Source organism: Allomuricauda sp. CP2A (assembly GCF_001683915.1).
In the GTDB taxonomy this organism is placed as follows: Bacteria; Bacteroidota; Bacteroidia; order Flavobacteriales; family Flavobacteriaceae; genus Flagellimonas.
In genome coordinates this window covers 123,110-129,109 of sequence record NZ_LXTT01000020.1, presented here as the reverse complement: position 1 = coordinate 129,109, position 6,000 = coordinate 123,110, and the positions used below count along the sequence as shown (strand labels likewise).

The following is a 6,000-nucleotide window of genomic DNA, read 5'->3' as shown; positions in this document are numbered from 1 at the left end:
CTAAAACTCGTGCTGATCAAATTAGCCAAATACAACCCGCTATTGCCCCTCTCTTGCATTGCATTGCTGATTTTGGGCTGTGCACCTAGATTTTCAAATACTGAACTGCCCATTGATGAGCCAAAGGAATTCTCACAAACTGGCACAAATACCATTGAGGACAAATGGTGGCATGCATTTCAGGATGAAAAATTGAACAAGTTGATTGACAGTGCCCTGCAATCCAATCTTGATTTGGCCGCCACATGGCAACAATTCATGGCCGCCAAAGCTGTTGTAAGGGGACAAGCGGCCAATAAATGGCCCGAAATAAACGCCTCGGCCCAAACGGCCATCAATTTACCGGAACCGGATTTTGTAGGGGGTGAAAACACCCAGCTTGGGTTCTTGGCCAACTATGAACTGGATCTCTGGGGCCGAATTGGAACTGCGGTCCGGGCAGAAAAATTTAGGGCCGAGGCCAGTCTCTTTGATTATCGGGCAGCAGCCATTTCGCTCTCTGCCGAAATTACATCCACTTGGTACCAATTGATAGCTGCCAAAAAACAGTTGCAAATCACCGAAAACCAGATTGCCACCAACGAGGCCATCATTAAACTCATACGATCACGGTTTACAGGCGGACAGATCAGGGCTGTGGATATTCTCAGGCAAGCCCAATTACTGGAAAGCACCAAAGAACAACAGATCATCTTTTCCACCAATGTACAAGTTTTGGAAAATCAGTTGGCGGTACTTTTGGGAAAACAACCTCAGGATGATTTAACCTTTGACACCATAGATTTACCCAAAGTGTCCGGGCTACCTGAAACAGGCCTCCCCTTGGAACTGGTTAGGCGCAGACCGGATCTACAGCAGTCTTTTGCTCTTTTACTGGCCGCTGATCAAGATTGGGCCTCCGCAGTACGGAGTAAATATCCCAGAATCTCAATAAGTGCCCGAGGTCAACTGCGTTCCAACAGCTTTGAAAACCTTTTTGACAATTGGGCCTATTCCCTGGCCGGAAATATTTTGGCTCCGCTCTTTTACGGAGGTCAATTAAATGCCGAAGTGGACAGAACTCTAGCCATTAAAAAACAGCGACTCTACCAATACGGACAAACTACCTTAACCGCCTTTCAAGAAGTGGAAAATGCCCTTGTGCAAGACATTATGCAAAAACAAAGGTTGGAGAACATTCAGCGGCAATTGGAACTTGCGGAAAAAAGCAACAAACAATTACGGGTGGAGTTCTTGAACGGCTTCAGCCCATATTTGGATGTATTGCTGGGTCTTGATCAGGAACAACAACTACGAAGGGACTTAGTATCGGCCCAACTTCAGCACATCCAGATTCGTATTGGATTGTACCGAGCTTTGGCCGGAGGTTTTGAAACAGGCAGAGATCTTGAGAATCAAAACAGCAACGTAAAACAACTGTATGAGTAGCAAAAAAATACTATTGATTTGTTTGGCCATCCTGGCAGGTGGCATTCTGATCACAACACTTATTTTCTCCACCGAACCTGAAGCAGAACGGGAGGGTGCCTCAATTGAAACAGCTATTCTTGTTGATGTAATCCCGGTGGAACAGGGCACTTTTGAGCCTACCATTGTGGCCACAGGCACCGTGCAGCCCGTTGAAGATGTAATCCTGAGTCCGTTGGTGCCCGGTCAGATCATACGAAGGGATCCTGCCTTCACCCCAGGTGGTTTTGTTAAGAAGGATGAAATTTTATTGCAGATAGACCCTTCCGATTATAGAAACACCCTTGAACTCAGAAAAAGTGAATTGTTACAGTCGGAAACTACCTTGGCCACCGAAATGGGAAGACAACAAATTGCAGAGCAAGATCTCCAACTTATAGTCAACGATTCACTTTTTGGAAACAACCCCCTATCCGAAGAAGAACGGCAATTGGTCCTCAGAAAACCGCAACTCAATGCCGTAAAGGCCAATATCAATGCAGCAAGGGCTTCAGTTGAACAAGCCCAGCTCAATTTGGAACGAACTACCATTCGCGCCCCTTTTGATGCCCACATTCTCAGTCAAAATGTGACCAAGGGCTCCCAAGTTTCGCAAGGAGACAATTTAGGCCGTATTGTGGGCACAGAACATTATTGGGTAACCGCTGCGGTTCCCGTTTCCAAAATACAATGGCTGGATTTTCCCAATGGCAATTCCGAAAAAGGTTCCCTTGTGCGTATTGAAAACCCAACCGCTTGGACATCCAACAGCTATAGAGAAGGGTATCTGGACAAACAAATTGGCGCCCTTGAAGGACAAACCCGATTGGCTAGGGTCTTGGTAAGGGTTCCCGACCCATTAGCTACCACAAAAGCTATGGAAGGACAACCCAAACTCATGATAGGATCCTTTGTGGATGTTCATATTAAGGCCAACCCCTTAGAAAATGTAGTGCGCTTGAGCAGAGACTATATTCGGACTAATAATACGGTGTGGGTCATGAAGGAAAATAAATTGGAAATTCGAGATGTTGACATTGAATTGACCGATGACAAACACGCCTACATCAGTAATGGCCTGAACAAGGGTGAAATGGTCGTGACCACCAACCTTAGTACCGTAACCAACGGTATTGATCTTAGAACCAGAACAGAGGAACCCAACACGCAAACACAGGAATAGGATGCAGGAGGAGAAAGACACTGAAAAATCGCCGAGAAAAGAAGGAGCCATAGCCTATATGGCCCGAAATTCCATTGCCACCAATTTACTGATGCTGGTATTGATAGGTGGTGGTCTGTTTACCATGTACACCATTCAAAAAGAAGTATTCCCTGAATTCCAATTGGATTTTGTGGAAGTTTCGGTGGCCTACCCGGGCGCATCACCCGCAGAAGTGGAACAAGGGGTTTTACAGCCTGTTGAAGAAGCCGTCCGTGGGGTACAGGGCATTAAGGAAATTGTCTCACAGGCCAATGAGGGGTCGGGAGAGGTCAGCATTGAGTTGGTTGCTGGCACCGAACGCATGAAGGCCTTTCAGGATATTGATCAAGCCATAAACCGTATACGTACCTTCCCCGATGACATTGAACGCCCCGAGGTAAGTCTTCGTTCCCGGCAACGGGACGTACTCCAAATTGGAATCTATGGCGATGCTGATATCTGGACCTTGCGAAATATTGCGGAACGTTTACGGACCATTTTGCTCAGTAATCCCGAAATCACACAAGTGGAACTGAACAATGTGCCCGATTTTGAGACGCGGGTGGAAATCCCCAGAAACAACCTTCAAAAATATAACCTTACACTGGGCCAGGTGGCCGATATTATTCAACAAAGTAGCAATGATGTGCCAGCAGGTGCCGTTCAGACGCAAAGTGGCGAAATTTTATTGCGCATGCAGGAGCGTAAACAATGGGCCGAAGAATTTGGAAATATCACCATTGTGTCATCACCCTCAGGTGCAAAAGTAAGTTTAAAGGATATCGCCACCATCACCGACGGTTTTGAAGAGACCGGATTTCATGGTCAATTCAACCAAGCCAATTATGTGGAACTTCAAATTTTCCGAATTGGTGACCAATCCCCCTTGGAGATTGCCGAGGTGGTGGAAAACATTTTAAAAGATTACCAATTGCCTCCGGGGATCAACTTCCGCACCGATAGCAACCGTGCAGCAGATTACCAAGAACGATTGTCCCTTCTTACAGAAAATGGAATCCTCGCCATTGTCATTGTATTGATCATACTGACCTTGTTCTTGGAATACAGACTGGCCTTTTGGGTGATGATAGGTATGACCATTTCCTTTATCGGGGGTATGATCGTTCTACCCCTGATCGGAGTGAGCATAAACATGATCTCCATGTTTGGTTTTTTGGTGGTGCTGGGAATTGTGGTGGATGATGCCATTGTTGTGGGTGAAAATGTATACGAATACCGCCAAAAAGGCCTGAGCCCCATGAAAGCGGCAATTGCAGGCACCAAAGATGTTTCTTTGCCCGTAACTTTTAGCATTGTTACCACCATTATTGCCTTTGTGCCCCTGCTCTTCATGCCCGGTGAAACCGGAAAATTCTGGCAGCCCCTGCCCGCTGTGGTCATTGTAATTTTGGCTGTTTCGCTACTTGAAGCTTTATTCATACTCCCTTCACACTTGGGCCATTTAAAAGAGAAGAAAAACAAAAGTAAATGGGTATTGAAACTTGAAGGATGGCAAAAGCGCTTTGCCCAGAGGTTTGACAATTTTGTGGAAAAACGATATCGTCCAATGCTGGATATGTGTCTAAAACATCGATACATTACTCTGAGTATTGCTGTTGCCCTTTTATTGATTGTGGGCGGATACGGCTACAGTGGTCACATGGGCATGATTATGATGCCCGAAGTTGCGGCAGATGAAATTGAAGCCGGGGTTCGTTTGCCAGTGGGTACCACTCCGGACCAAGCCGCCAAGGTGGCGCATGACATTTCTGAAGCCACACAACGCATGTTCGAGGAACACAATCTCTATGAAGTGGCCGAAGGCATAAAGACCAATGTTCGGGGCCAGAATTTTATCGATGTTGAAATTGTGATGCTCCCCCCAGACCAAAGAGATGTTACTGCTGCTGAGGTCATAGCCCTTTGGCGTGACAATATTGGGGATATTGAGGGCGTGGACCAAATCACTTTTGAGGCCGAACGGGGTCCCGGGGGCGCCCGGCAGGCCATCAGCATTGATCTTAGCCATTCCAATATTGATGTACTGGAAAAAGCCAGTACGGCTTTTGTAAATAGGATGCAGGCCTTTTCCAACACCCGAGATGTCACCGATAATTACAACAAGGGAAAAACACAGTACAATTTTAAGTTGTTGCCCCAAGGCAGAAATCTTGGACTCACTTCAGATGACATCGGAAGGCAGGTCAGGGATGCTTTCTTCGGCGCTTTGGCCATGCGACAGTTACGTGGAATGGACGAGATAGAGGTACGGGTAAAACTGCCCTTACATGAGCGTAAGGACATCAATAATCTGGAAAACTTTTTAATTCGTACCCCTGATGGCGTGGAAGTTCCCTTAATGGATGTTGTGGAAATTGAAGAAGAGGAAGCCTTCACCAATATCAATCGCCGCGATGGCAGAAGAGTGGTTAATGTGGGCATGGACGTGGAACCGGCCAATTCCGTAAACAGGGTCATAGCCAGGGTCCAAGAAGAAACACTGCCCCAGTTAAGGGCCGATTTCCCGGGAATTACATGGAGTTTTGAAGGTAGCCAAGCCGATATGCGGGAAAGTACAAGTGTGCTTCGGGCTGGATTTGTAATTGCCATGCTCTTGATCTATGTATTGCTCGCCGTTGCATTTAGCAGTTATGTACAGCCTTTAATTGTTATGTTTGCCATTCCCTTCGGGATTGTTGGTGCCGTTATTGGCCATATCTTGTTGGGGTATGATCTATCCCTGGTAAGTTTAATGGGGGTAATTGCCCTGTCCGGAGTTGTGGTCAACGACTCCTTGATCATGATAGACTACGCCAACAAACGCAGAAAAGAAGGTAATCCCATTTATAAATCCATCCATGAAGCCGGGCTACGTAGATTTCGACCCATTATCTTGACCACTATGACCACTTTTGGAGGACTCGCCCCAATTATCCTGGAAACTTCCAGCCAAGCTTTCTATCTAATTCCCATGGCCATTTCCTTGGGGTTTGGGATTGTATTTGCCACCACCATCATTTTGGTGATTGTGCCCTGTCTGTATTTGATTTTGGAAGATTTGAGACTTTTATTGGCCAAAGGACGAACCGTTAAGGAAGTCAATGTAACGGACAGTCCCATTCCAACGGATAAATAACTTAGGGAGCACCGGTTTTATCAAGGGGTGAGGGTTAATACACTATCAATCCCATTGAGTGCCCACCTATTTCCATACATAGGAAATAATAGAAACCTGAGTTCGATTATTGCTTTGAAATTAAATATATTGAAAATCAGTAATGTACACAGTCAAAGACTACGTCACTTCGAGCGCAGTCGAGAAGTCTTTTAAATTTTCAACTGTTAAATAG

General features: G+C 46.0%; 3 protein-coding genes. All 3 read left to right on the top strand.

Going from position 1 to position 6,000, the window contains the following annotated elements; translation table 11 throughout:
* Positions 1–1,428: TolC family protein (locus A7D14_RS02160; protein ID WP_313790792.1), on the top strand; the 1,428-nt coding region annotated here is incomplete at its 5' end.
* Positions 1,421–2,629 (top strand): efflux RND transporter periplasmic adaptor subunit, encoded by a 1,209-nt coding sequence (locus A7D14_RS02155; protein WP_067029432.1) that lies wholly within the window; start codon positions 1,421–1,423, stop codon positions 2,627–2,629. The genes A7D14_RS02160 and A7D14_RS02155, both read left to right, overlap by 8 nt.
* A gap of 1 nt (position 2,630) precedes the next feature.
* Complete coding sequence (locus A7D14_RS02150) at positions 2,631–5,786, top strand: efflux RND transporter permease subunit (RefSeq protein WP_067029430.1); 3,156 nt, start codon at positions 2,631–2,633, stop codon at positions 5,784–5,786.
* The last annotated feature ends 214 nt before the right edge of the window (positions 5,787–6,000 follow it).

What these genes read in the sequence shown, in the direction of transcription:
- A7D14_RS02155 (WP_067029432.1), top strand. Translation starts at nt 1,421, where the DNA reads ATGAGTAGCAAAAAAATACTATTGATTTGTTTGGCCATCCTGGCAGGT.
- A7D14_RS02150 (WP_067029430.1), top strand. Translation starts at nt 2,631, where the DNA reads ATGCAGGAGGAGAAAGACACTGAAAAATCGCCGAGAAAAGAAGGAGCC.